Source organism: Pseudomonas sp. TAE6080 (genome assembly GCF_018732265.1).
In the GTDB taxonomy this organism is placed as follows: domain Bacteria; phylum Pseudomonadota; class Gammaproteobacteria; order Pseudomonadales; family Pseudomonadaceae; genus Aquipseudomonas; species Aquipseudomonas brenneri.
Map to the genome: position 1 here is coordinate 45475 of NZ_JAHIDY010000008.1, position 23087 is coordinate 68561.

Here is a 23087-nt window from a genome sequence, read left to right on the forward strand (position 1 = left end):
TCCGATCACCCGACAACAAGGGTGACGGGCGAGAGGTAAAGACTGTGGAAGCACATCTGTTGGAATGGCTGAACCTTAGCGTGCGCTGGGTTCATATGATCACTGGCGTGGCCTGGATCGGTGCGTCTTTCTATTTCGTATGGCTGGAAAACAACCTGAACCGCGTCAACCCCAAAAGCGGCCTGGCTGGCGATTTATGGGCGATCCACGGTGGCGGTATCTACCACCTGGAAAAATACAAACTGGCCCCACCGACCATGCCGGACAACCTGCACTGGTTCAAATGGGAAGCCTATTTCACCTGGATGTCGGGCGTCGCGCTGCTCTGCGTGGTGTTCTACCTCAACCCGACGCTGTACCTGCTCGCCCCCGGCAGCAGCCTCAGCGGTACCGAAGGCGTGTTGCTGGGCATTGGCTCACTGTTCGCCGGCTGGTTCATCTACTCCTTTCTGTGCGACTCGGCCCTGGGCAAACGCCCTGCCCTGCTCGGCTTCATCCTGTTCGTGCTGTTGATCGGCGCCGCCTATGGCTTCAGCAAGGTGTTCAGTGGCCGTGGCGCGTACCTGCATGTGGGCGCCATCATCGGCACCATCATGGTCGGCAACGTGTTCCGCATCATCATGCCGGCCCAGCGTGCGCTGGTGGCGGCGATCGCGGAAAACCGCACGCCAGACCCGGCACTGCCGGCCAAGGGCCTGTTGCGTTCACGCCATAACAACTACTTCACCCTGCCTGTGCTGTTCATCATGATCAGCAACCACTTCCCGAGCACCTACGGCAGCCAGTACAACTGGTTGATCCTGGCCGGGATCGCGGTGGCGGCGGTGTTGGTGCGTCACTACTTCAACACCCGCCACGACAGCCAGAAATACGCCTGGACCCTGCCGGTCGGCGCCCTGGCGATGATCTGCCTGGCTTATGTCACCGGTCCAAAACCCGTGGCTACCACGCCGGATGTGGCCAAGGCGCCAGCAGCGATCGAGTACCAGCCATTGCCGGAAACCGCGTTGGGTGGCGGCCTCAAGCCAGCAGCTCCCGCCGCGCCAGCACCGGCAGCAGAAGCGGCTCCGGCCCAGGCCTCGACGGATTTTGGCAAGGTACATAGCGTGATTGAAGAGCGTTGCACCGTGTGCCATTCGGCCAAGCCCACCAGCCCGCTGTTCAGCACAGCACCGGCCGGGGTGATGTTCGATACCCCGGCGCAGATCCAGCAGCAAGCGGCGCGCATTCAAGCGCAGGCGGTTGCCAGCCAGATCATGCCGCTGGGCAACATTACCCAGATGACTCAGCAGGAACGCGAGTTGATTGGTAGCTGGATCAATCAGGGGGCCCGCACTAACTGACAGCCTGACGCAAATCCAAAATGTGGGAGCGGGCTCGCGAATGCGGTGTGTCATTCAACCCTTAAGGTGACTGAGCCGCCGTTTTCGCGAGCAAGCCCGCTCCCACAGGGGATCTGCGGTGATTTTGAGATCGAGCTCCAAATGGCAATTGACTGCCAAACAACACAAAAATAAAAAAGATCCGAGGTGTTGCATGTCCCAGTTAGAACCGCAGATTCCTGCCGCGCCCGCCATGGTGCGGCTTCCACTTTTGCAACTGATCCTGGTAGGCCTGCAACATGTACTGCTGATGTACGGCGGCGCCGTGGCCGTACCGCTGATCATCGGACAAGCCGCGGGCTTGAGCCGTGAAGAAATCGCCTTTTTGATCAACGCCGACCTGTTGGTGGCGGGGATCGCCACCATGGTCCAGTCGTTTGGCATCGGCCCGCTGGGCATTCGCATGCCGGTGATGATGGGCGCCAGTTTCGCCGCCGTCGGCAGCATGGTCGCCATGGCAGGCATGCCGGGTATCGGCCTGCAAGGGATCTTCGGCGCAACCATCGCCGCCGGGTTCTTTGGCATGGTCATCGCCCCATTCATGTCCAAGGTAGTACGCTTCTTCCCACCGTTGGTGACCGGTACCGTGATTACGGCTATCGGTCTTTCGTTGTTTCCTGTCGCGGTGAACTGGGCCGGCGGTGGCGCTACCGCTGTGCAATTCGGCTCACCGATCTACCTGGCCATCGCCGGCCTGGTACTCGCCACCATCCTGTTGATCAACCGTTTCATGCGCGGTTTCTGGGTCAATATCTCGGTGCTGATCGGCATGGCCCTGGGCTATGCCTTGTGCGGTTTGCTCGGCATGGTCGACCTCGGTGGCCTGGAGCAGGCGCCGTGGGTGCAAGTGGTCACGCCGTTGCACTTCGGCATGCCCACGTTCGAGTTGGCGCCGATCCTGTCGATGTGCCTGGTGGTGGTGATTATCTTCGTCGAGTCCACCGGCATGTTCCTGGCCCTGGGCAAGATCACCGGGCAGGAAGTCACCCCGAAAATGCTACGGCGCGGCCTGCTGTGCGATGCCGGCGCATCGTTCTTTGCCGGGTTCTTCAACACCTTCACCCACTCCTCTTTCGCCCAGAACATCGGCCTGGTGCAGATGACCGGCGTGCGTTGCCGCTCGGTGACGATCATGGCCGGGGCCTTTCTGATTGTGCTGAGCCTGCTGCCCAAGGCGGCGTTTTTGGTCGCGTCGATTCCACCTGCGGTGCTGGGTGGTGCGGCCATCGCGATGTTCGGCATGGTCGCGGCGACCGGGATCAAGATCCTCCAGGAAGCCGACATCGCCGACCGCCGTAACCAGTTGCTGGTGGCCGTGAGCATCGGCATGGGCCTGATTCCGGTGGTACGCCCGGAGTTCTTCGCCCAGTTGCCGTTGTGGATGAGCCCGATTACCCATAGCGGCATTGCCATGGCCACGCTCAGTGCGTTGTCGCTGAACGTGTTGTTCAACATCCTGGGCGGTTCAGAACGACCCGAAGTCGCCCATACGCATTGATTCCTTCGTGACTACAAAAATAACAACGAACAGGGAATATCCACATGCACGCCATTCACCTGGGGCCGGCAACACGCCGTGCCCCATTCTCGCCCCTCGCGCTCTTTTACAGCGCACTTGAGCACAGGCTCTGGAGCCAGTATTCTCCGCGCCCGCTCAAATCGACTCAAAAAAAAACAGCGAATGTAAAAGCTGACTTAAAGGCCAACTTATCCCGGCCTTATGTTGGCTGCCAAAGTGCGCAAAAGTCCTCTGAATTCGACTGCATCCCTTGCAGCCGACGGGGATTTTTTGGCTTTTCAAACACCTTGGCGCAGCTCTTGCTAAAAGCATTAAAGCTGACCGAACAGACGATTTTTGCAGCGAACCAAAAGGCGCCACACCAGAGCGCCTGCGTAGAAGAAAAACCACAAAACCTTAGCTCGGGAGCAACCGAATGAAACGTACCGTGAACAGCCTTATGTTGGCAGGATCCCTGTTGGTTGGGGGCCAAGCGATGGCGGGTGACCTGCTGCAGTGGCAGAACAACAGCCTGACTTACCTGTGGGGCAAGAACTTCAAAGTCAACCCAGAGATCCAGCAAACCGTCACCTTTGAACATGCCGATGCGTGGAAGTACGGCGACAACTTCTTCTTCCTCGACCGTATCTTTTACAACGGCAAGGAAGACGGCAATGTCGGCCCCAATACTTACTATGGCGAGTTCAGCCCACGGCTGTCGTTTGGCAAGATCTTCGATAAAGACTTGTCCTTCGGACCGATCAAAGATGTCTTGCTGGCGTTCACTTACGAGTTCGGCGAAGGCGACAATGAGTCCTACCTGGTAGGCCCGGCATTTGACCTGAACATCCCCGGCTTCGATTACTTCCAGCTGAACTTCTACCAGCGCCAGACCGAAGGCAATCGCCCGGGTGACGGCGTATGGCAGATCACGCCGGTATGGTCGTACACCATTCCCGTGGGCAACTCCGACGTGCTGATCGACGGTTTCATGGATTGGGTGGTGGATAACGACAAGAACGCCCGTGGCACTTACCACGCCAACCTGCACTTCAACCCACAGGTCAAATATGACTTGGGCAAGGCCATGAGCTGGGGCGCCAAGCAGTTGTATGTCGGCTTTGAATACGACTACTGGAAGAACAAGTACGGGATCCAGGACAGCGGCGCGTTCGAGACCAATCAGGACACGGCGAGCCTGCTGGTCAAGTACCACTTCTAAAGCCTGAACACAGGCCCCCTGTAGGAGCGAGCTTGTCTCCTACAAGGGATCAGGCCAAGCCCAGGAACCGCTGCAACTCTTCGCGCTTGGCCAGTGCATCGCGCCGGCCCAGCTCGATCAACTCGCTGCAATACCCCGCCTCGAACAGCAGATAGCTGAGCACCCCCGCCCCGCTGGTCTTGGTCGCCCCTGGCCCACGTAAAAACAGACGCAACGCCGCCGGCAGTTCCTGGCGATGGCGCGCCGCAATCTCGTCGATTGGCTGGCTGGGCGCAATCACCAGCACGTCTACCGGTGCCAGACCGCGCGCGGCGCTGTCGGCCGGCTGCAGATGGCTGAACTGGTTGAGGCGCTCCAGCAACTCGATATCACTCTCAAGGCTGTCAATGAACGTGCTGTTGAGCATATGCCCGCCGATCTGCGCCAGGGTCGGCTGCTGGCCGGTGTAAGTGCGTTGCTGCGGCTCATTCGGGTCAACGGAACGCGGGTTGCCACTGACGCCCACCACCAGCACCCGGCTCGCCCCCAGGTGCAAAGCCGGGCTGATCGGCGCCGACTGCCGGACAGCGCCATCGCCAAAATATTCCTGATCGAGTTTGACTGGCGCAAACAGCAACGGAATCGCCGAACTGGCCAACAGGTGCTCCACGGTCAACTCCGTGGGCAGGCCAATGCGCCGGTGGCGCAGCCAGGCGTCGATGGTGCCGCCACCCTGATAGAACGTCACCGCCTGCCCCGACTCATAGCCGAACGCCGTCACGGCGACGGCGTGCAGGTGTTTATGGCGGATCGCCTCATTGATGCCTTCGAAATGCAATTTTTCCTGCAACAGTTCCCGCAGTGGCGAACTGTCGAGCAGCGCCACCGGCACCGGCGATCCCAGGCCCAGCAGGCTGCGGGTCAAGAAGCGGCTGGCCTGGTGAATCACCCCCGGCCAGTCGCTGCGCAGTACCAGATGGCTGCGAAAGCCCTGCCAGAAGGCGGTGAGACGCTCAATGGCGGCGGTAAAATCCATGGCCCCGCTGGCCAGGCTCACGGCGTTGATTGCGCCGGCCGAGGTGCCAACAATCACCGGGAAGGGATTGGCCGCGCCCGGCGGCAACAGTTCGGCAATCGCCGCCAGCACCCCGACCTGATACGCCGCACGCGCCCCGCCGCCGGAAAGAATCAAGCCAGTGACCGGTTCAGTTGGGCGCATTGCATAACTCCATGGGCGGGGGACAGTCTGTTCGTTCAGCGACGCTTTTCGTACAGCTTGGGTTCGCCCGGCGGCCTGCTCTTGAAGCGGCGATGAGCCCACAGGTATTGCTCGGGGCACTCGCGCACCGCGGTTTCCACCCATTGGTTGATGCGCAGGCAATCGACTTCGTCGGACTCACCGGGGAAGTCGCGCAACGGCGGATGAATCACCATGCGGTAACCGCTGCCATCCGCCAGACGCTGCTGGGTAAACGGCACCACCAACGCCTTGCCCAGTCGCGCGAACTTGCTGGTGGCGGTGACCGTGGCGGCCTGGATGCCGAACAACGGCACAAAAATGCTCTGCTTGGCGCCATAGTCCTGGTCCGGCGCATACCAGATCGCCCGGCCGGCGCGCAGCAGCTTGAGCATGCCGCGCACGTCTTCACGCTCTACCGCCAGGGAATCGAGGTTGTGGCGCTCGCGACCACGGCGCTGGATGAAATCGAACAACGGGTTACCGTGCTCACGGTACATGCCGTCGATGGTGTGCTTCTGGCCCAGCAAGGCAGCGCCGATCTCCAGGGTGGTGAAATGCAGGGCCATGAGGATCACGCCCTTGCCTTCCAGTTGTGCCTGCTTGAGGTGTTCCAGCCCTTCGACATGGGCCAGGCGCGCCAGGCGCGGCTTGGACCACCACCAGCTCATGGCCATCTCGAAGAAGGCGATGCCGGTGGACGCAAAGTTTTCCTTGAGCAAATGTTTACGCTCCTGGGCGGACATTTGCGGGAAGCACAGTTCCAGGTTTCGCGCGGCAATACGCCGACGTTCACCGGCCACCCGGTACATAAACGCACCCAGGACACGGCCAATCCCCAGCAAAACCCGGTATGGCAGCTGCACGATCAACCACAGCACACCAAGTCCCAGCCACAACAGCCAGAAGCGCGGGTGAAAAAATACAGCTCGAAAACGCGGGCGATCCATTACAGATTCCGGTAAAGACAAGGGCCGCGCATTCTACAACGGTTCGACCCGGCTTGCGGCTAGCGGATGTTCTCGTTATAAGTCTCGACACTTTTCGTGACAAGCCGCTTTGCCGACCATGAGCCAAACTGAATCGCTAGACCAAGATCCCGTATTCCAGCTCAAGGGCAGCATGCTGGCCATTACTGTGCTGGAACTGGCCCGCAACGACCTTGACGCACTGGATCGCCAGCTTGCCGCCAAAGTCGCCCTCGCGCCGAATTTCTTCAACAATGCGCCGCTGGTGCTGGCCCTGGACAAATTGCCAGCCGGCCAGGGCGCCGTTGATCTGCCGGGCTTGATGCGCGTGTGCCGCCAACATGGCCTGCGCACCCTGGCCATTCGCGCCAGCCGTATTGAAGACATCGCTGCGGCCATCGCCATTGAACTGCCAGTATTGCCACCGTCCGGCGCCCGCGAGCGCGTGCTCGACCCGGTGGAAACTGAAGTGAAGAAAAAACCGGAAAAACCACCCGAGCCGACGATCAAGCCTACAAAGATCATCACCTCCCCCGTACGCGGCGGGCAGCAAATTTACGCCCAGGGCGGCGATCTGGTTGTAGTCGCCCCCGTCAGTCCCGGTGCGGAACTTCTCGCCGATGGCAACATCCATGTATACGGCCCAATGCGCGGTCGGGCACTGGCCGGGGTCAAGGGTGATACCAAGGCACGGATTTTCTGCCAGCAACTGAGTGCTGAGCTGGTGTCCATCGCTGGGCAGTACAAGGTTTCAGAAGATTTGCGGCGTGATCCGCTGTGGGGGGCCGGGGTACAGATCAGCCTGTCGGGCGATGTGTTGAACATCATCCGTCTTTAACGGATACTGCCGCATTTTCCAAGCATCTCTAGACTCTGATAGCAAAGCGAAACCGGCAAGACTTGTGTAGGAACAATAGGAAGTTGGCGTTTCCCTACGGGAACCACATCTTTTTCTTACGAAGACTGTCCGCCTGCAGCGAGTTTCAAGAGATGTTTTTCAGGGACCGAAAAGTCCTTTTTCCTTAGGGGTGAAACACCTTGGCCAAGATTCTCGTGGTTACATCCGGCAAGGGTGGTGTGGGTAAGACCACCACCAGCGCCGCTATCGGTACCGGCCTCGCTCTGCGCGGCCACAAGACAGTCATCGTCGACTTCGACGTGGGCTTGCGTAACCTTGACCTGATCATGGGTTGCGAGCGCCGCGTGGTGTACGACTTCGTCAACGTGGTCAACGGTGAAGCCAACCTGCAACAGGCCCTGATCAAGGACAAGCGCCTTGAGAACCTGTATGTACTGGCCGCCAGCCAGACCCGTGACAAAGACGCGCTGACCAAAGAAGGCGTGGAAAAAGTCCTGATGGAACTCAAGGAAACCTTTGAGTTCGTGGTCTGCGACTCCCCGGCCGGTATCGAGACCGGTGCTCACTTGGCGATGTACTTCGCCGATGAAGCCATCGTCGTGACCAACCCGGAAGTGTCTTCGGTACGTGACTCGGACCGTATGCTGGGCCTGCTGGCCAGCAAATCCCGTCGCGCCGAGAAAGGCGAAGACCCGATCAAGGAGCATCTGCTGCTGACCCGCTACAACCCTGAGCGCGTAAGCAAGGGCGAGATGCTGGGCGTAGAAGACGTTAAAGAGATCCTGGCAGTTGCGCTGCTGGGTGTGATCCCAGAATCCCAAGCGGTACTCAAGGCGTCCAACCAGGGCGTACCGGTCATTCTCGACGACCAGAGCGACGCCGGCCAGGCGTACAGCGATGCTGTCGATCGTTTGCTGGGCAAGACCGTGGAACATCGCTTCCTCGATGCACAGAAGAAGGGATTCTTCGAGCGCCTGTTTGGAGGCAACTAAACAATGAGTATTTTTGACTTCTTTCGCTCCACCAAAAAAACTAGCACTGCGTCGGTAGCGAAAGAGCGTCTACAGATCATCGTGGCGCACGAACGCGGCCAACGCAGCACCCCGGATTACCTGCCAGCCCTACAAAAGGAACTGGTGGAAGTGATCCGCAAGTACGTCAATATCGGTAACGATGACGTGCATGTCGCCCTGGAAAATGACGGCAGCTGCTCGATTCTGGAACTCAATATCACCCTGCCTGATCGTTGATCGAACAGGCGGTCGCCACGGCGGCTCCGCTACCTGGCCCCCTGTAGGAGCGAGCTTGCTCGCGAAGAACCTGAGAGCGCCGCGTTTATCCAGGATGAACGCGGCGCACCTGATTCCTTCGCGAGCAAGCTCGCTCCTACAGGGGGCGGTTGGCGCAGCCGCCGTTGGCGTTTGTTACGAGGCTGTTTAATGCCGCTGTCCAATATCCATATTCTCCATCAGGATGCTGCTGTGCTGGTGGTGAACAAGCCTACCCTTCTGCTGTCGGTGCCAGGTCGCGCCGACGACAACAAGGACTGCCTGATCACCCGCCTGCAGGAAAACGGCTATCCCGAGGCCCGCATCGTCCATCGTCTGGACTGGGAAACCTCGGGGATCATCCTGCTGGCCCGGGATGCTGACACCCACCGCGAACTGTCCCGTCAGTTTCACGACCGCGAAACCGAAAAAGCCTACACCGCCTTGTGCTGGGGCCAACCGGAACTGGACAGTGGCAGCATCGACCTGCCGCTGCGCTATGACCCGCCGACCAAGCCGCGACATGTGGTGGACCATGAGTTCGGCAAACACGCGCTGACCTTCTGGAAAGTCCTGGAGCGTTGCGGGGATTGGTGCCGGGTTGAGCTGACGCCGATTACCGGACGCTCACACCAGTTGCGCGTGCATATGCTGTCCATCGGTCACCCGCTGCTGGGCGACGGTTTGTATGCCCACGAACAGGCCCTGGCTGCCTGGCCGCGCCTGTGCCTGCACGCGAGCATGCTGAGCTTCACCCACCCGCAAAGTGGCGAGCGCTTGCGCTTCGAGTGCCCGGCACCATTCTAAAATTGGCAACCCGATCAAAAATGTGGGAGCGGGCTTGCTCGCGAATGCGGTCTATCAGTCACAGAAAGGCTGACTGACACACCGCATTCGCGAGCAAGCCCGCTCCCACATTTGTTCTGTGCACTTATCACATCGGACGGTAAACTCGCGCCATTGCTGTCTGGAGCTACTTATGCGCGAAGCGTTGAATCAAGGCCTGATCGACTTCCTCAAGGCCTCTCCCACCCCCTTTCATGCCACTGCTGCCCTGGCCCAACGCCTGGAAGCCGCCGGTTTCCAGCGCCTTGACGAGCGCGAGACCTGGACCACCGAGGCCAACGGTCGCTATTACGTAACCCGTAACGACTCCTCGATCATCGCGTTCAAGATGGGTCGCCAATCGCCCCTGCATGACGGCATCCGCCTAGTGGGCGCCCATACCGACAGCCCGTGCCTGCGGGTCAAGCCGCAACCCGAGCTGCAACGCCAGGGTTTCTGGCAACTGGGTGTGGAAGTCTACGGTGGCGCATTGCTGGCGCCGTGGTTCGACCGCGACCTGTCCCTGGCCGGGCGCGTGACGTTCCGCCGTGACGGCAAGGTCGAAAGCCAGTTGATCGACTTCAAGTTGCCGATCGCCATTATCCCCAACCTGGCCATCCACCTGAACCGGGAAGCCAACCAGGGCTGGGCGATCAATGCCCAGACCGAACTGCCGCCAATCCTCGCGCAGTTTGCCGGTGACGAGCGCGTGGACTTCCGCGCCGTGCTCACCGACCAACTGGCCCGCGAACATGGCCTGAACGCCGACGTGGTGCTCGACTACGAGTTGAGTTTCTACGACACCCAAGGCGCCGCCGTGATTGGCCTGCATGGCGACTTTATCGCCGGTGCACGCCTGGACAACCTGCTGTCGTGCTATGCCGGCCTGCAAGCCCTGCTCACCAGCGAGACCGACGAAACCTGTGTGCTGGTGTGTACCGACCACGAGGAAGTCGGCTCCTGCTCGGCTTGCGGTGCCGACGGCCCGATGCTGGAGCAGACCCTGCGCCGCCTGCTGCCTGAAGGTGATGAGTTTGTACGTACGATTCAGAAATCACTGCTGGTCTCTGCCGACAATGCCCACGGCATCCACCCCAACTACGCCGACAAGCATGACGCCAACCACGGCCCCAAACTCAATGCCGGCCCGGTGATCAAGGTCAACAGCAACCAGCGCTACGCCACCAACAGCGAAACCGCCGGGTTCTTCCGCCACCTGTGCATGGCCGAAGAAGTGCCGGTGCAGAGCTTCGTGGTGCGCAGCGACATGGGCTGCGGCTCGACCATCGGCCCGATCACCGCCAGCCACCTTGGCGTGCGCACCGTGGACATCGGCCTGCCGACATTCGCCATGCACTCGATCCGCGAGCTGTGCGGCAGCCATGACCTGGCGCACCTGGTGAAGGTGTTGAGTGCGTTCTATGCGAGCCGTGACCTGCCCTGAGGTCGGCGGCGCTGCCAATCGCGGGCAAGCCCGCTCCTACAGAAGACTGCGGTCAAAATGTGGGAGCGGGCTTGCTCGCGATGGCGATTTCGACCGCACTCCATCTCTATCTGACACACATCAAGGCACCCTGCGCCAAACACGCCTAGACTGGTAATCATCTTCCAACGACAAGGCCGTCCCCACCATGATCCCGATGTCCGCCTTCCACGCCATGCTCATCCCCATCCTCGCGGGCATGATCCTGCTGGCCGTTGGCTTCAACTTCCGCGACAAGAACCTCGGTGTGTTTGGCATGTGGGTCGGCATGCTGCTGATCCTCGGCACCATCGTCTTCCGGATCCTCGCCAAACTGGCCGAATAGACAAATGCACTCGCATTGGGCATAGCGCCCTCGTACACTCGGTCGATCTGTCGTTTTCAAGGTTGACCGCCTCGTGCTTGCCCGTCTGTTTGCCCTGCCGTACTGCCTGCTCCTGTGTCTGCTGACCCTGCTGCCCATCGCCCCTGCCCAGGCGGTCGGCCTGCCCGGCATCCTCGGCAGCTCCTCCAAGGCCCAGCCGCAGGCCGATGTGCCGTTGGGGCAGTCCCTGGACGAGGTGATCAAGAACCTGGAGAACGACCAGCAGCGCGCCAAGCTGCTGGCCGACCTGAAAAAGCTGCGCGAAGCCACGAAAAAGGCCCAGCCCGCCGCCGAGCAAGGGGTACTGGGCTTGATCGGCGGGACCCTGGCCAGCCTGGAGCAACAGCTGTCCGGCACTGACAGCCCGCTCAATCGCTGGTCTGCCGAATTCGACCAGGCTAAGTCCGAGTTTTCCGCGTTGATGCTGCCGGCCAGCGAATGGCTGCCGATCATCTTCGGTTTTGCCGTGATTTTGATGCTCTGGAGCCTGCTGGCTGCCGCGCTGATCTGGCTCGGTCACTGGGTACGCCTGCGCTTTGGCCTCAGTGAAGAACTGCCACAACACCCCAAGACCTGGGACATGCTGCGCTTTGCCTTGCGCAAGCTAGGGCCCTGGCTGATTGCATTGGTGATCACGGTCTATATGAGTTACGCCCTGCCCTCATCCCTGGGCAAATCCCTGGCCATGGTGCTGGCGTACGCGCTGGTGGTCGGCACCTGTTTCTCGGCGATCTGCGTCATTGCCTTCTCTGTACTCGACGGCCCGCACCGCCACCGGGCGCTGTATATCCTGCGCCACCAGGCTTTTCGCCCGCTGTGGCTGATCGGCAGTTTTGCCGCCTTTGGCGAGGCGCTGAGCGACCCGCGCCTGACCGAAGCCCTGGGGATCCACCTCGCGCACAGCGCGGCGACGGTCGCCAATGTACTGGCCGCGCTGTCCACCGGTGTGTTCATCCTGCGTTTCCGCCGCCCCATCGCCCACCTGATCCGCAACCAGCCGCTGTCGCGGCGCCTGACCCGCCGCGCGCTGACGGATACCCTGTCGATCATCGGCACCTTCTGGTATTTGCCGGCACTGTTGCTGGTGGGTATTTCGCTGTTTGCCACCTTTGTTTCCGCCGGCGACACCAGCACCGCGCTGCGCCAGTCGCTGTTTTGCACGGTGTTGCTGGTGTTGTGCATGGTGATCAATGGCCTGGTGCGCCGCCAGGCCCTCAAGCCGCAACGCGGGCACAAGCGTCATGCGCTGTATTCCGAGCGGCTGAAAAGCTTCTTCTACACCCTGGTCCACCTGTTGGTATGGCTGGTATTTATCGAGCTGGGCCTGCGCGTCTGGGGCTGGTCGCTGATCCGCTTTACCGAAGGCGACGGGCATGAAATCAGCGTCAAGCTGTTTGGCCTGGCCGGTACGCTGCTGTTTTCGTGGCTGATCTGGATCCTCGCCGATACCGCGATCCATCACGCACTCACCCGCTCACGCAAAGGCCTGGCCAACGCGCGGGCGCAGACCATGATGCCGTTGATCCGTAACGTGCTGTTCGTGACGATCTTTATCATCGCCGCCATCGTCGCCCTGGCGAACATGGGCATGAACGTCACGCCCCTGCTGGCCGGTGCCGGTGTGATCGGCCTGGCCATCGGCTTTGGTGCGCAGTCCCTGGTGGCGGACCTGATCACCGGCCTGTTCATCATCATCGAAGACTCCCTGGCCATCGATGACTACGTGGACGTCGGCGGCCACCTGGGCACCGTCGAAGGCCTGACCATCCGCACCGTGCGCCTGCGTGACATCGACGGCATCGTCCATACCATCCCGTTCAGCGAGATCAAGAGCATCAAGAACTACTCGCGGGAATTCGGCTACGCGATTTTCCGCGTCGCGGTACCCGCCAGCATGGACATCGACACCGCGATCAAGCTGATGCGCGATGTGGGGCAGAAAATGCGCGCCGACCCGCTGCAACGTCGCAATATCTGGTCGCCCCTGGAGTTCCAGGGTGTGGAGAGTTTCGAGTCCGGCAACGCCATCCTGCGCGCACGCTTCAAGACCGCGCCGATCAAGCAGTGGGAGGTGTCGCGGGCGTTCAACCTGTCGCTCAAGCGGCATCTGGACGAGGCCGGGATGGACCTGGCGATGCCGCGCTTGAGTGTGCAGGTGGTGACAGCGGCGAGCGGCCCGCAGGACACTCAGGTCACATCCACCCCCACATGAATCGCGTCATGGCGCCAGAACTCCAGATCGCAATCGATCAGCCGCTCATGTTGATCGTAGTTGACCCGGGCGATCCGCAGCCCGGGGCTGCCCACTGAGACTTTCAGGGCCGCTGCCGCTTCTACCTGCAATGAGGTCGGCACAATCTCGAAGCGCACGCGCCCGTAATGCAGGTCGTACTTGCGGGCATACAACTCGGTCATCGATTCATTCAAGTCGCACGCCAGGATCCCCGGGAAATACTGGGGATTGAGGTAGTGTTCGACATACAGCACCAATCGCCCATCAATCCGTCGCCTGCGGCAGATCTGGATCACACTGGACAGGGCCGGCAGTTGCAACCACGCGCAGACTGCCGCCGACGCCGGTTGCAGGCGTGCCGAGATGACCTCGGTAGACGGCACCCGACCCTGGGCGCTGACCATGGCGTGGAAGTGGCTGCGCTGCATCAGGTTGTAGGCCAAACGGGGCGGCGAGACAAACCAGCCGCGGCGTTCTTCGCGGTAGATCTGGCCCTGGGCCTCCAATTGCAGCAAGGCTTCGCGCACCGTTATCCGGGTGGTACCAAACAACTCACTGAGTTTGCGCTCGGCCGGCAATTTGCTCGCAGGCGTCAATAAGCCGTGGCTGATCTGCTCTTGCAGCGCCTGGCCAATGGCTGTCACCGCTTTGGTTGCCTCATCACGCATCAACGTTACCTATCTGGACTAGGCCAGCACTGTTTGGGTGCACCAAATGCCCCTGGAATGGGCGGCGGTCATTGCGTGCAAGCCTAGGCATCACACATGACCGACAGATGACAGCGCCTTGCGCCGCTGCCTCATACGCCCTGCAATACATCGGCCAAGTCCTGTAAATACGGGGCCCATGCATTGGTCTACGCTTACCCGGCAGGCGCCTGCGCAGGCGTTATAAAAACGACATCGACATGAAACTGTCATCCAGCGCGCCTAAATTGGCTCGTGTATTGCTGACCTAGACCAAACCAACCGCGCATCATAAAAAACGCAGCGTTGAAAACGCCCAAAGGAGCTTCGGATGAAACAGCTTTTCCTGGCATCACTGTTAGGCTCGACCATTGCCATGTGCACCGCCGCCATGGCCGCTGACACCGACTTGAAAACCCTGGAGGCTGCCGCCAAGGCAGAAGGCGCTGTGAACAGCGTCGGCATGCCCGATGACTGGGCCAACTGGCGCGGCACCTGGGAAGACCTGGCGGCCAAGTACGGCCTCAAGCACATCGATACCGATATGAGCTCGGCCCAGGAAATCGCCAAGTTCGCCGCAGAAAAAGACAATGCCAGCGCCGATATCGGTGACGTGGGCGCAGCCTTTGGCCCGATTGCGGTCAAGCAGGGCGTGACCCAACCCTACAAGCCAAGCACCTGGGAGCAGATCCCGGCCTGGGCCAAGGACAAGGACGGCAACTGGGCACTGGCCTACACCGGCACCATCGCGTTTATCGTCAACAAAAAGCTGCTGCACGGCTCCGAAGTCCCGACCAAGTGGGCTGACCTGAAGACCGGCAAGTACAAGGTCTCGATTGGTGACGTGAGCACCGCCGCCCAGGCCGCCAACGGTGTGCTGGCCGCAGCCCTGGCCAACGGTGGCGACGAAAAGAACATCCAGCCGGCGCTGCTGATGTTCGCCGAGATCGCCAAGCAGGGGCGGATCTCCCTGGCCAACCCGACCATCGCCACCATGGAAAAAGGTGAAGTGGAAGTAGGCGTGGTCTGGGACTTCAACGGCCTGAGCTACAAGGCCAAGATGGCCAACCCGGATGATTATGTGGTGCTGATCCCATCGGATGGCTCGGTGATTTCCGGCTACACCACCATCATCAACAAATACGCCAAGCACCCCAACGCCGCCAAACTGACCCGCGAATACATCTTCAGTGATGCCGGGCAGATCAACCTGGCCAAGGGCAATGCGCGGCCGATCCGTGCCGAACACCTGACCCTGCCCCCAGAAGTCCAGGCCAAGCTGCTGCCCAACGAGCAGTACAAGGGCGTGACCCCGATCAAGGACGCCGATGCCTGGGAGAAGACCTCCAAGGCGCTGCCGCAGAAGTGGCAGGAAGAAGTCATTATCAATATGCAGTAAGCCCAGCACCCACATTGGCAATCCACTGGAGATCCAATGTGGGAACAGGCTTGTGTGGGAGCGGGCAAGCCCGCTCCCACAGCTTTGACCCTGTTCCTCCAGACATACCGATGTTTACTGTTGCGGAGCCCCTATGAAGCACAACGTCATCCTTGTGGTGCTCGACGGTCTGAACTACGAGGTCGCCCGGCATGCCATGGGGCATCTCCAGGCCTACGTCGGCGCAGGACGCGCAGCGCTGTACAAGCTGGAATGCGAATTGCCCTCCCTCTCCCGCCCGCTGTACGAATGCATCCTCACCGGCGTAGCGCCGATCGACAGCGGCATCGTCCACAACCACGTCTCGCGCCTGTCCACCCAGCGCAGCATTTTCCATTACGCCACAGATGCCGGCCTGAGCACCGCAGCGGCGGCTTACCACTGGGTCAGCGAGCTGTATAACCGCTCGCCCTTCAGCGCAGCCCGCGACCGGCATACCGATGACGAGGCCCTGGCGATCCAGCACGGGCATTTCTACTGGAGCGATCATTACCCGGACGCCCACCTGTTTGCCGATGCCGAAAGCCTGCGCCTCAAGCACGCGCCGAACTTTTTGCTGGTACACCCGATGAATATCGACGACGCCGGCCACAAGCACGGCCTCGACACCCCGCAATACCGCAACAGCGCCCGCTCGGCCGACATCATCCTGGCCGACTACCTGCAAGGCTGGCTCGATGCCGGTTACCAGGTGCTGGTCACCGCCGACCACGGCATGAACAACGACCGCTCGCACAACGGCCTGCTGGCGGAAGAGCGCGAAGTACCGCTGTTTGTACTGGGAGATGCGTTCAGCCTCGACCCCAAGGCCCAGCCCAAGCAAACCGAAATCTGCGGCACCGTTTGCGCCCTGCTTGGCGTGGCCCACGACAAACCTGTCTGCCAGGAGCTGTTGAAGTGAATTCAGTAATCCGTGGCAAATGGCTGGCCGCCCTGTGCCTGGTGCCCTTCGCCCTGTTCTTTATCGTGTTCCAGATCGCGCCGCTGTTCTGGGTGATGGTCAACAGCCTGCAATCGGAAGAGTTCGGCTGGGGGCTGGCCAACTTCAGCAAGATCTTCAGCTCGAAGTTCTACGTGCAGGCAATCAAGCACAGCCTGGAGATCAGTTTCTACTCCAGCATCTTCGGCATCATCATCGCGTTGCTGGGCAGCTATTCCCTGCGCAAGGTGGATTCGCCGCTGCGCAACTTCGTCACTGCGTTTGCCAACATGACCAGCAACTTCTCCGGCGTGCCCCTGGCCTTTGCCTTCATCATCCTGCTGGGGTTCAACGGCAGCATCACCATCATGCTCAAGCAGGCCGGGATCATTCAGGACTTCAACCTGTATTCCAAGACCGGCCTGATCATCCTGTACACCTACTTCCAGATCCCCCTGGGCGTGTTGCTGCTGTACCCGGCCTTCGATGCCCTGCGCGAAGACTGGCGCGAATCCGCCTCTTTGCTGGGGGCCAATGGCTGGCAGTACTGGCGGCATATCGGCCTGCCGGTGCTGACCCCGGCGCTGCTGGGCACCTTCGTGATCCTGGTGGCCAATGCCCTGGGCGCCTACGCCACGGTCTATGCGTTGACCACCGGCAACTTCAACGTGCTGCCGATCCGCATCGCGGCGATGGTTTCCGGCGATATTTCCCTGGACCCGAACATGGCCAGTGCCCTGGCCGTGATCCTGGTGGCGCTGATGACCGTGGTCACCGTGGTCCATCAACTGCTGCTCAAGAGGAGCTACCATGTCTCGCGCTGAAGCCAGCCCCGTCGCCCTCTATCATCGCGTGGTGGTGTACCTGCTGTTCGCAATCCTGGTGCTGCCGTTGATTGGCACCCTGGTGTATTCCCTCGCCAGCAGTTGGTCGGCAACCATCCTGCCCTCTGGCTTTACCTTCAAATGGTATGTGCAACTGTGGAGCGATCCGCGCTTCCTGCACGCCTTTGGTCAGTCATTGCTGGTCTGCGTCGGTGCGCTGATCCTGTCGGTGGTGCTGATCCTGCCGCTGCTGTTCGTGGTGCATTACCACTTTCCCAAGCTCGACGCGCTGATGAACATCCTGATCCTGCTGCCCTTCGCGGTGCCGCCGGTGGTGTCGTCGGTGGGGCTGTTGCAGTTATACGGCTCGGGGCCACTGGCGATGGTCGGCACGCCGTGGATCCTGATTGGCTGCTACTTCACCGTGGCGCTGCCGTTCATGTACCGCGCGATCACCAACAACCTGCAAGCGATCAACCTGCGCGACTTGATGGATGCCGCCCAACTGCTCGGCGCCAGCACCTGGCAGGCCGCGATCCTGGTGGTGTTGCCTAACCTGCGCAAGGGCCTGATGGTGGCGTTGCTGCTGTCGTTCTCGTTCCTGTTCGGCGAGTTTGTGTTCGCCAATATCCTCGTCGGCACGCGCTACGAAACCTTGCAGGTGTACCTCAACAACATGCGCAACAGCAGCGGCCACTTCACCAGCGCCGTGGTCATTTCCTATTTCCTTTTCGTGCTGCTGCTCACCTGGGCCGCCAACCTCTTGAACAAGGACAAAAGCCAATGAGCTTCGTCAGCGTCCAGCACCTGCAAAAAAGCTATGCCGCCACCCCGGTGTTCAGCGATATCAATTGCGAGATCGCCAAGGGCGAATTCGTCACCCTGCTCGGCCCGTCCGGTTGCGGCAAGTCCACGCTGCTGCGCTGCATCGCCGGCCTGACGCCGGTGGACAGCGGGCAGATCCTGCTGGACGGCCAGGACATCGTTCCTGTTAGCCCACAGAAGCGCCATATCGGCATGGTGTTCCAGAGCTACGCGCTGTTCCCCAACATGACCGTGGAGCAGAACGTCGCCTTCGGCCTGCGTATGCAGAAGGTCAACAGCGACGACAGCCATAAGCGTGTCCAGGAAGTGCTGCAACTGGTCGAACTCAAGGATCTGGCCGGGCGCTACCCGCACCAGATGTCCGGCGGACAGTGCCAGCGCGTCGCCCTCGCCCGCTCCCTGGTCACCCGGCCGCGCCTGTTGCTGCTCGATGAGCCGCTGTCGGCGCTGGACGCACGGATTCGCAAGCACCTGCGCGAACAGATCCGCCAGATCCAGCGTGAACTGGGGCTGACCACGATTTTCGTGACCCATGACCAGGAAGAAGCCCTGGTCATGTCCGACCGCATCTTCCTGATGAACCAGGGCAAGATTGTGCAGAGCGGCGACGCCGAAACCCTGTACACCGCCCCCGTGGACGCCTTCGCGGCCGGTTTTATCGGCAACTACAACCTGCTGGATGCCGAGCAGGCCAGCAAACTGTTGCAGCGCCCGGTCAGCAGCCGCATTGCGATTCGCCCCGAATCCATCGAACTGAACCACAGCGGTGAACTGGACGCCCTGGTCCGCAGCCATAGCCTGCTGGGCAATGTGATCCGCTATCGGATCGAAGCCCGGGGCGTGGAATTGGTGGTGGACGTACTCAATCGCTCGGCCCAGGATCTGCACGCGGATGGCCAGCGCCTGGCACTTTCTATCGATCCCGCTGCCCTGTGTGAGGTAGCCTGAGGGATGCCGCGTTTATTGAGGAAGCATGACTGATGGCTTTGGTAATTTTTGATCTGGACGACACCCTGATCCACGGCGACTGCGCCACCTTGTGGAGCGAACAGATGGGCCGCCTGGGCTGGGTCGACCCCGACTCGTTCATGCGCAAGAACCATGAGCTGATGGCCGCCTACAGCCGGGGCGAACTGGCCATGGAAGAATTCATGGACTTCAGCCTGGAACCGATGATCGGGCGCACCCCGGAAGAAGTCGCCCACCTGGTAGAGCCCTGGGTGGAAGATATTATCGAACCGCTGATCTACAGCGACGCCACCCGGACCATCGCCCGCCACCGCCAGAACGGTGACCGGATCCTGGTGATCTCGGCCTCGGGCACGCACTTGGTCACACCGATAGCGGCGCGTATTGGCATCGATGAGGTGCTGGGGATTGAACTGGACGTGGCGCATGAGGTGTACAGCGGCAAGACCGTCGGTGTACTGACCTACCGTGAAGGCAAGATCACCCGGCTGATGCAATGGCTGGAGCAGGAAGGTGAAAGCCTGGAAGGCGCGTACTTCTATTCGGATTCGCGCAATGACTTACCGCTGTTGAGCAAAGTCGATTACCCACAGGTAGTGAACCCGGATCCCGTGCTGCGGGCCCACGCAGAACAGGCCGGCTGGCCGATCCACCAGTGGACCTGACACCCCTTTTCCTGAATTGAAACCCAATCAAAATGTGGGAGCTGGCTTGCCTGCGATAGCGGTGTATCAGGTTAAGACTTGTTACTGATCCACCGCTATCGCAGGCAAGCCAGCTCCCACCTTCGGCTGCATTTCAACCCTGGATTGGTATTTAAACCAGGCTTGCGTCGATCACCAACACCAACTTCCCGGAAATCTGGTTGGTCGCCAACTCCGCAAACGCAGCCTCGGCATCCGTGATCGCAAAGGTCTTGGCCAACTGCGGGCTCAACCGCCCTTCGCCAAACAACGGCCACACATGCTGACTCAGATCACTGAACAAATCGGCCTTGAACTGATCATCACGGCTACGCAAGGTCGAGCCCAGCACCTGCACGCGTTTTGCCAGCACCTGCGCCAGGTCCAACTGAGCCTCGCGCCCGCCCATCAGGCCGATCAACACCCAGCGCCCATCGCGGGCCAGCAGCTTGAGGTTGATCGCGGCGTAATTGCCGCCCACCGGGTCAAGAATCACGTCGAACGGGCCGAAATCGCGCAAAGCCTCGATACCGTCGGTACGTACCACACCGCCCTGGGCGCCGAGGGCTTCGCAATAGGCCAGGCGATCCGCCGAGCCGACACTGACCCAGCACGGGCTGCCAAACGCCTTGCACAGCTGGATCGCTGCCGAGCCGACGCCACTGGCGCCCGCGTGCAACAGCACCTTTTCACCGGGCTTGAGCGCCGCCAACTGGAACAGGTTGAGCCAGGCCGTGCTGTACACCTCCGGCAACGCCGCCGCCTCGGCCAGGGACAACCCCTCCGGCACCGGCAGTACGTGGCGTGCATCCACCACCACTTCTTCGGCCATGCCACCGCCCGCCAGCAGCGCACAGACCCGGTCTCCCACTTGCCAGGCCGAACCGGCGCCGACTTCGCTGATGACCCCGGAACACTCCAGGCCCAGCACTTCGCTAGCCCCTGGCGGTGGCGGATAGAGCCCTGCACGCTGTAATAAGTCGGCCCGATTCAAGCCGGCTGCCGCCACACGAATACGAACTTGACCTACATCACATGTAGGACTTGGGGTCTCAACCCACTCCACATGACCTTCAACGCCTTGCAATGCTTTCACAGTGCCTCCATAGTGAGTCTGGACTGAGCCCGTTGCTGTAGCGCCGGGCTTTTTGCATTATGCGACCGGCCCAAATGGAACCGGCGACTTCAAAGACGGCCTAATATGCGTTATCAATTGCCCCCGCGTCGAATCAGCATGAAGCATTTGTTCCCCAGCACCGCCCTCGCTCTTTTCATTGGTCTCGGCCTGTTGCCGCTGTCGACCAATACGTTCGCAGCCAACAGCTGGGACAAGCTTCAGCCCGATCGCGACGAGGTGATTGCCAGCCTTAACGTCGTTGAGTTGCTCAAGCGCCACCATTACAGCAAGCCGCCGCTGGACGATGCGCGTTCGGTGATCATCTATGACAGCTACCTCAAGCTGCTGGATCCCTCGCGCAGCTACTTCCTGGCCAGCGATATCGCTGAGTTCGACAAGTGGAAGACCCAGTTCGACGACCTGCTCAAGAGCGGCGACCTGCAGCCTGGCTTCACCATCTACAAGCGTTACCTGGACCGTGTCAAAGCGCGTCTGGACTTCGCTCTGGGTGAGCTGAACAAAGGCGTCGACAAGCTCGACTTCACCCAGAAGGAAACCCTGCTGGTGGATCGCAAGGACGCCCCTTGGCTGACCAGCACCGCCGCCCTGGATGACCTGTGGCGCAAGCGCGTCAAGGATGAAGTCCTGCGCCTGAAGATCGCCGGCAAAGAGCCCAAGGCGATCCAGGAACTGCTGACCAAGCGCTACAAGAATCAATTGAGCCGCCTGGAGCAGACCCGCGCCGAAGATATCTTCCAGGCCTATATCAACACCTTCGCGATGTCCTACGATCCGCACACCAATTATCTGTCGCCAGATAACGCGGAAAATTTTGATATCAACATGAGTCTGTCCCTCGAAGGCATCGGTGCCGTGCTGCAGAGCGACAACGATCAGGTCAAGATCGTGCGCCTGGTGCCGGCAGGCCCGGCGGACAAGACCAAGCAGGTGGCTCCGGCCGACAAGATCATCGGCGTGGCCCAGGCTGACAAAGAAATGGTCGACGTAGTCGGCTGGCGCCTGGACGAAGTGGTCAAGCTGATCCGTGGGCCGAAAGGCAGCGTGGTGCGCCTGGAAGTGATTCCGCACACCAATGCGCCGAACGACCAGACCAGCAAGGTGGTGTCGATCACCCGCGAAGCGGTGAAGCTCGAAGACCAGGCCGTGCAGAAGAAAGTCCTCAACCTCAAGCAGGATGGCAAGGACTACAAGCTGGGTGTGATTGAAATCCCGGCCTTCTACCTGGACTTCAAGGCCTTCCGTGCTGGCGATCCGGACTACAAGAGCACCACTCGCGACGTGAAGAAAATCCTCACCGAGCTTTCCAAAGAGAAAGTTGACGGTGTGGTCATCGACCTGCGCAACAACGGTGGCGGCTCCTTGCAGGAAGCCACCGAGCTGACCAGCCTGTTTATCGACAAGGGTCCGACCGTGTTGGTGCGCAACGCCGATGGCCGCGTAGATGTGCTGGAAGACGAAAACCCGGGGGCCTTCTATAAAGGGCCGATGGCGTTGCTGGTCAACCGCCTCTCGGCTTCGGCCTCGGAGATTTTTGCCGGGGCGATGCAGGATTACCACCGCGCATTGATCATCGGTGGCCAGACCTTCGGCAAAGGCACGGTGCAGACTATCCAGCCGCTCAACCATGGCGAGCTCAAGCTGACGTTGGCCAAGTTCTACCGGGTTTCCGGGCAGAGCACCCAACACCAGGGCGTGCTGCCGGACATTGATTTCCCGTCGATCATCGACACCAAGGAAATCGGCGAAAGCGCCCTGCCCGAAGCCATGCCGTGGGACACCATCCGCCCGGCCATCAAGCCTGCCTCGGACCCCTTCAAGCCGTACCTGGCCCAGCTCAAGACAGAACATGACGCTCGCTCCGCCAAGGATGCCGAGTTCGTGTTTATCCGCGACAAGCTGGCCCTGGCCAAGAAGCTGATGGCCGAGAAGACCGTCAGCCTCAATGAAGTGGACCGTCGTGCGCAGCACACCGACATCGAAAATCAGCAACTGGCCCTGGAGAACATCCGACGCAAGGCCAAGGGTGAAGAAGCCCTCAAGGAGCTGAAGAAAGAAGACGAAGACGCGCTGCCGACCGAACCTGAAAAGACCAAGCCGGAAGATGATGCCTACCTGAGCGAAACCGGGAGGATTCTGCTGGACTACCTGAAAATCAGCAAGACGGTGGCCAAGCAGTAAGTGATGGCAATTTAATGTGAGCGCTCCACGGAGCGTCATCAAATAGACATCATTCTGTCGTGAAATGAAGGACCGGGCGCCCCAGGCACCCGGTCCTTTTTTTTCGACC

General features: G+C 60.6%; 22 protein-coding genes. 18 read left to right on the forward strand and 4 right to left on the reverse strand.

Features of this window, described 5'->3' with window-relative positions; genetic code table 11:
- The first annotated feature begins 44 nt into the window (after positions 1-44).
- From KL786_RS08325 to KL786_RS08340, 4 genes are all read left to right on the forward strand, one after another.
- On the forward strand, positions 45-1343 hold the full coding sequence (locus KL786_RS08325; RefSeq protein ID WP_076964411.1) for a urate hydroxylase PuuD: 1299 nt from the start codon (positions 45-47) through the stop codon (positions 1341-1343).
- A 193-nt stretch (positions 1344-1536) separates the two neighbouring features.
- On the forward strand, positions 1537-2880 hold the full coding sequence (locus KL786_RS08330; RefSeq protein ID WP_215517305.1) for a nucleobase:cation symporter-2 family protein: 1344 nt from the start codon (positions 1537-1539) through the stop codon (positions 2878-2880).
- Between the two features lie 44 nt (positions 2881-2924).
- Positions 2925-3320 carry a hypothetical protein gene (locus KL786_RS08335; protein WP_130898266.1) on the forward strand — a complete coding sequence of 132 codons (396 nt, stop codon included), beginning with the start codon at positions 2925-2927 and terminating at the stop codon, positions 3318-3320.
- Positions 3317-4102: an outer membrane protein OmpK gene (locus KL786_RS08340; RefSeq protein WP_032863253.1), complete on the forward strand. Its 786-nt coding sequence runs from the start codon at positions 3317-3319 to the stop codon at positions 4100-4102. Before KL786_RS08335 ends, KL786_RS08340 begins: the two co-directional genes overlap by 4 nt.
- Before the next feature lie 49 nt (positions 4103-4151).
- On the opposite strand, the gene KL786_RS08345 is transcribed toward KL786_RS08340, so the two are convergent.
- Positions 4152-5300, reverse strand: coding sequence for a patatin-like phospholipase family protein (locus tag KL786_RS08345; protein ID WP_032863254.1), 1149 nt, complete (start codon positions 5298-5300; stop codon positions 4152-4154).
- A 35-nt stretch (positions 5301-5335) separates the two neighbouring features.
- Positions 5336-6268: a lipid A biosynthesis lauroyl acyltransferase gene (locus tag KL786_RS08350; RefSeq protein ID WP_215517306.1), complete on the reverse strand. Its 933-nt coding sequence runs from the start codon at positions 6266-6268 to the stop codon at positions 5336-5338.
- Between the two features lie 118 nt (positions 6269-6386).
- Here KL786_RS08350 and minC point away from each other — a divergent pair, with 118 nt between their 5' ends.
- The 7 genes from minC (at position 6387) to KL786_RS08385 (ending at position 13297) form a co-directional block, all read left to right on the forward strand.
- Positions 6387-7124 (forward strand): septum site-determining protein MinC, encoded by a 738-nt coding sequence (gene minC / locus KL786_RS08355; RefSeq protein ID WP_032863256.1) that lies wholly within the window; start codon positions 6387-6389, stop codon positions 7122-7124.
- A 200-nt stretch (positions 7125-7324) separates the two neighbouring features.
- On the forward strand, positions 7325-8137 hold the full coding sequence (gene minD, locus KL786_RS08360; protein ID WP_032863258.1) for a septum site-determining protein MinD: 813 nt from the start codon (positions 7325-7327) through the stop codon (positions 8135-8137).
- Between the two features lie 3 nt (positions 8138-8140).
- Positions 8141-8395, forward strand: coding sequence for a cell division topological specificity factor MinE (gene minE / locus KL786_RS08365; RefSeq protein WP_032863259.1), 255 nt, complete (start codon positions 8141-8143; stop codon positions 8393-8395).
- Positions 8396-8584: 189 nt separating this feature from the next.
- Positions 8585-9220, forward strand: a complete 636-nt coding sequence (locus KL786_RS08370) for an RluA family pseudouridine synthase (RefSeq protein ID WP_065942377.1) — start codon at positions 8585-8587, stop codon at positions 9218-9220.
- Positions 9221-9392: 172 nt separating this feature from the next.
- A complete protein-coding gene (locus KL786_RS08375; protein WP_032863261.1) occupies positions 9393-10682 on the forward strand; it encodes a M18 family aminopeptidase in 1290 nt (429 codons plus the stop codon).
- 187 nt (positions 10683-10869) lie between these two features.
- Positions 10870-11046: a hypothetical protein gene (locus KL786_RS08380; RefSeq protein ID WP_162843703.1), complete on the forward strand. Its 177-nt coding sequence runs from the start codon at positions 10870-10872 to the stop codon at positions 11044-11046.
- 73 nt (positions 11047-11119) lie between these two features.
- On the forward strand, positions 11120-13297 hold the full coding sequence (locus KL786_RS08385) for a mechanosensitive ion channel family protein (RefSeq protein WP_032863262.1): 2178 nt from the start codon (positions 11120-11122) through the stop codon (positions 13295-13297).
- On the opposite strand, the gene KL786_RS08390 is transcribed toward KL786_RS08385, so the two are convergent.
- A complete protein-coding gene (locus KL786_RS08390) occupies positions 13273-13986 on the reverse strand; it encodes a UTRA domain-containing protein (protein ID WP_076964627.1) in 714 nt (237 codons plus the stop codon). The genes KL786_RS08385 and KL786_RS08390 overlap by 25 nt on opposite strands.
- 349 nt (positions 13987-14335) lie before the next feature.
- On the opposite strand from KL786_RS08390, the gene KL786_RS08395 reads away from it, so the two are divergent.
- The 6 genes from KL786_RS08395 (at position 14336) to KL786_RS08420 (ending at position 19644) form a co-directional block, all read left to right on the forward strand.
- Complete coding sequence (locus tag KL786_RS08395; protein WP_076964626.1) at positions 14336-15403, forward strand: ABC transporter substrate-binding protein; 1068 nt, start codon at positions 14336-14338, stop codon at positions 15401-15403.
- A gap of 133 nt (positions 15404-15536) precedes the next feature.
- Complete coding sequence (locus tag KL786_RS08400; protein WP_032863265.1) at positions 15537-16343, forward strand: alkaline phosphatase family protein; 807 nt, start codon at positions 15537-15539, stop codon at positions 16341-16343.
- Positions 16340-17185, forward strand: a complete 846-nt coding sequence (locus tag KL786_RS08405; RefSeq protein ID WP_215517307.1) for an ABC transporter permease — start codon at positions 16340-16342, stop codon at positions 17183-17185. Before KL786_RS08400 ends, KL786_RS08405 begins: the two co-directional genes overlap by 4 nt.
- A complete protein-coding gene (locus tag KL786_RS08410) occupies positions 17172-17972 on the forward strand; it encodes an ABC transporter permease (protein WP_032863267.1) in 801 nt (266 codons plus the stop codon). The genes KL786_RS08405 and KL786_RS08410 overlap by 14 nt, the downstream gene beginning before the upstream one ends.
- The gene (locus KL786_RS08415; protein WP_076964623.1) at positions 17969-18958 is read left to right on the forward strand and encodes an ABC transporter ATP-binding protein; all 990 of its coding nucleotides are present in this window, start codon (positions 17969-17971) and stop codon (positions 18956-18958) included. Before KL786_RS08410 ends, KL786_RS08415 begins: the two co-directional genes overlap by 4 nt.
- Positions 18959-18990: 32 nt before the next feature.
- A complete protein-coding gene (locus KL786_RS08420; RefSeq protein ID WP_215517308.1) occupies positions 18991-19644 on the forward strand; it encodes an HAD family hydrolase in 654 nt (217 codons plus the stop codon).
- A gap of 151 nt (positions 19645-19795) precedes the next feature.
- On the opposite strand, the gene KL786_RS08425 is transcribed toward KL786_RS08420, so the two are convergent.
- Positions 19796-20758, reverse strand: coding sequence for a zinc-binding dehydrogenase (locus KL786_RS08425; protein WP_215517309.1), 963 nt, complete (start codon positions 20756-20758; stop codon positions 19796-19798).
- Between the two features lie 138 nt (positions 20759-20896).
- Here KL786_RS08425 and KL786_RS08430 point away from each other — a divergent pair, with 138 nt between their 5' ends.
- A complete protein-coding gene (locus tag KL786_RS08430) occupies positions 20897-22978 on the forward strand; it encodes a carboxy terminal-processing peptidase (protein WP_174553792.1) in 2082 nt (693 codons plus the stop codon).
- Positions 22979-23087 lie beyond the last annotated feature (109 nt).